The organism is Streptomyces anatolicus, from assembly GCF_019400875.1.
Lineage (GTDB): Bacteria > Actinomycetota > Actinomycetes > Streptomycetales > Streptomycetaceae > Streptomyces > Streptomyces anatolicus.
This window is the reverse complement of record NZ_WMBF01000622.1, coordinates 1-3,263: the sequence shown is the minus strand read 5'-3', so window position 1 is coordinate 3,263 and position 3,263 is coordinate 1. Positions and strand designations below refer to the sequence as shown.

Sequence of the window (3,263 nt, the reverse complement as noted above, 5' to 3'; positions counted from 1 at the left end):
GGTGCAGGGTGAGGCGGGCCCGCTGGGCCAGCCCGGTGATCGACTCGGTGAGGGGCCGCGCACCCAGCCGCTCCGCCTCTTCCGCCGACTGGCGCAGCAGGTGGGCGGCGCGGTCGCGGTCGGTGCCGTCCGGGGAGAGAAGCGCCTCGGCGAGGCGCAGGCGGACGAGGGCGAGTTCGTAGGGCCGGTCCAGGGGTTCGACGGCGGTGACCACGGCGGTCCAGTCGGCGGGGCCGTCGCGGCCCTCGGCGCGCAGCAGTTCGGCGCGGGTCCACGCGTCGTAGGCACGCCAGAGCGGGATCGGTGTGGCGAGGGACTTGGTCACCGCGCGGATGCGTGCGAGGGCGGCGGGGCGGCCCTCCTCGGCGGCGGGCAGGCCGCGGGCGTCGGCCTCCAGCGCGGCGGCGGCGAGCAGCAGCGGCCAGCCGTGCCGGTAGGTGCCGAAGGGAAGCCCGCGGGCGAGGTGGCGTTCGATCTCGGCGCGGCCGTCCAGGACGCGGCCCTCGGCGGCGGCGATACCGACGGTGATCCGGGCCAGCGGCAGGGTGTACTGCGGCTGCGGGTCGTGGGTGCCGTAGTGGTGGTGGGCGGCCTGGAGGTGGCGGGTCGCGGCGTCGTGGTCGCCGCGGCAGAGCGCCATGCGTGCCATGCACTGCTCGGCGGAGCCCCGTGGCTTTGAACTCTGCACGCAGCGCTGGGTCTGGGCGGCGGCCTCGGCGGCCTCCTCCCAGCGGCCGAGGGAGAGGAGGGATTCGCAGGCGTTGGCCCACACCCAGCCCTCGGTGTCCATCAGGCCGTACTTGCGGCAGAACTCGATGCCCTCCATCGCGACCTTCACGGACTCGGCGGAGCGGCCGACGCCTTCGAGGGCGGAGGGGAGGTTGATGTGGGCGCGGCTGAGGTCGGCGACCAGGCCCTGTTCGACGACGCGGTCCCTGACCTCGTACATCTCGGCGAGGCCGGTCTCCGGGTCGCCCGCTTCTATGAGGAGGTTGCCGCGGGTGAGGCGGGCGTTCAGCTCGATGGTGTCGGCCTTGACCATGCGGGCGTACTCGACCGCGCGTTCGGCGGCGGCCATGGTGTCGGGGCCCGGGTCGTGCAGCATTCCCCAGGAGGCGCGGTGGACGAGTACGTCCGCGTGCACCTCGGAGGGCGGCAGGCCGCGCATCAGCTCCTGGGCCTTGGCGATCTCGGCCCAGCCGTCGCCGCGGCCGAGGGTGGAGACGAGGCGGGAGCGCTGGACCCAGAACCAGGCGGAGCGCAGGGGGGCGTCCTCGCCCTCCAGGAGGCGGAGGGCGCGCTTGGTGCTCTTCAGGGCGCGGTCGCGTTCGCCGCAGAGCCGTCCGGCGACGGTGGCCTCGGCCATCAGGTCCAGATAGTCCAGCGGGGTGGTGGCGGGGTCGCAGTCGCTGCAGTCGGGGTAGCCCTCGACGTAGTCGGCGGGGCGGAGTTCGGCGCGGGCGCCGTCGGGGGCGTCGTCCCACAGCTCCATCGCCCGCTCCAGGAGGCGCAGCTGCTCGGCGTAGGCGTGGCGGTGGCGGGCCTCGACGGAGGCTCTGAGGACGGCGGGCAGGGCCTTGGCCGCGTCGTGCGCGTAGTACCAGTAGGTGGCGAGGCGGGCGGCGCGCTGGTCGGCGGCGACGAGCCCGGGGTCGGCCTCCAGGGCCTCGGCGAAGCGGCGGTTGATGCGGGAGCGTTCGCCGGGCAGCAGGTCGTCGCTGATGGCCTCGCGGACCAGGGAGTGCCGGAAGCGGTAGCCGTCGCCCTCGGGCGAGGCGAGCAGGATGTTGGCGCCGACGGCGGCCCGCAACGCCTCGATCAGGTCGTCCTCGCCGAGTCCGGCGACCTCGGCGAGGAGTTCGTACTCGACGGTGGAGCCGCCCTCCGCGACGATCCGTGCCACGCGCTGGGTGTCCTCGGGCAGTTCCTCTACGCGTACGAGGAGCAGGTCGCGCAGCGAGTCGGTGAGGCCCGCGCAGCTGCCGCCGTGGGTGGCGACGGCCAGCTCCTCGACGAAGAAGGCGTTGCCGTCGGAGCGGTCGAATATCTCGTCCACCAGGGACTGTTCGGGCTCGGCGGCGAATATCCCGGCCATCTGGCGGGCGACTTCGTCCCTGCTGAAGCGGCCGAGTTCCAGGCGCCGCACCGTGCGCAGCCGGTCCAGCTCGGCGAGCAGGGGGCGCAGCGGGTGGCGGCGGTGGATGTCGTCGGCGCGGTAGGTGGCGAGGAGGACGAGGCGGCCGCCGCGCAGGGTGCGGAAGAGGTAGGCGAGGAGGTGGCGGGTGGAGGCGTCGGCCCAGTGCAGGTCCTCCAGGGCGACGACGACCGTGCGTTCGCGGGAGAGGCGTTCCAGGAGGCGGGCGGTCAGCTCGAAGAGCCGTGCCATGTCCTGCTCGTCGGATCTGCCGCCGTGGCCGGAGGGGCGCGGGGCGGCGCCGGCCAGTTCGGGCAGGAGCCGGGCGAGTTCCTCCTCCTGCCCGGCCGCGGCGGCGGCCAGTTCGTCGGGCAGTTGGCGGCGCAGGGCGCGCAGGGCGGTGGAGAAGGGGGCGAACGGCAGGCCGTCGGCGCCGATCTCCACGCAGCCGCCGAGCGCGACGACGGCACCCCGCTTCTCGGCGGCTTCGGTGAACTCCTCGATGAGGCGGGTCTTGCCTACGCCTGCCTCACCGCCGAGCAACAACGCCTGCGGCTCGCCCGTGCCCGGGCCCCCGGCTCCTGCGAGCGGGGTTCCCGTGGCACGGTCGAGCGCTTCGTTCAGTATGGCCAGTTCGTCGGCGCGGCCGACGAACACGGGACTGACGGACCTGGTCTGCACGCCCGCGAGCATCGCACAGTGTGGGGAGGTCGGGGCGGTCAATTTCGGTGCGGTGGTCCAGGCCAGGGGCCTTTTCGGCCGCTGCGGGGCCCTCGGCGTCCGCCCGCGCGGGTGCGGTGCGGACGCCGGTGCGGGCCCGTTCACGTCAGGCGGCCCGGGTGAAGCGGGACTTCCACAGGGGCGCGCTCACCCGCCCTTCCGCTTTGTCGCGGCCGGAGCGGCGGGCGGCGGCGCGGTTGCCGCGGGCCTCGCGGATCAGGCGGCGGCGGTCGGCCTCCCGGATGAGGTCGGCGGCGCGCATCTGGTGCATCTCGTACTCGAACATCTTTTACCCCTTGGGTAGTTGCGGGTGGTGCCATCGCTCTCTGCGATGACTCCACTCTCGTCTCCCAGGGGGGTCCTTCACATCGGTCGAGTTGCGGATCTCCGGGGGGCCGGGGGCCTTAGG

At 74.1% G+C, this 3,263-nt stretch carries 2 protein-coding genes; both read right to left on the bottom strand.

The window, feature by feature from the left end:
- Positions 1-2,827, bottom strand: a 2,827-nt coding sequence (locus tag GKQ77_RS30500) for an ATP-binding protein (RefSeq protein ID WP_219692358.1), incomplete at its 3' end; no start/stop codon positions are given.
- A gap of 133 nt (positions 2,828-2,960) precedes the next feature.
- A complete protein-coding gene (locus tag GKQ77_RS30495) occupies positions 2,961-3,140 on the bottom strand; it encodes a hypothetical protein (RefSeq protein ID WP_219692357.1) in 180 nt (59 codons plus the stop codon).
- Positions 3,141-3,263: the final 123 nt, after the last annotated feature.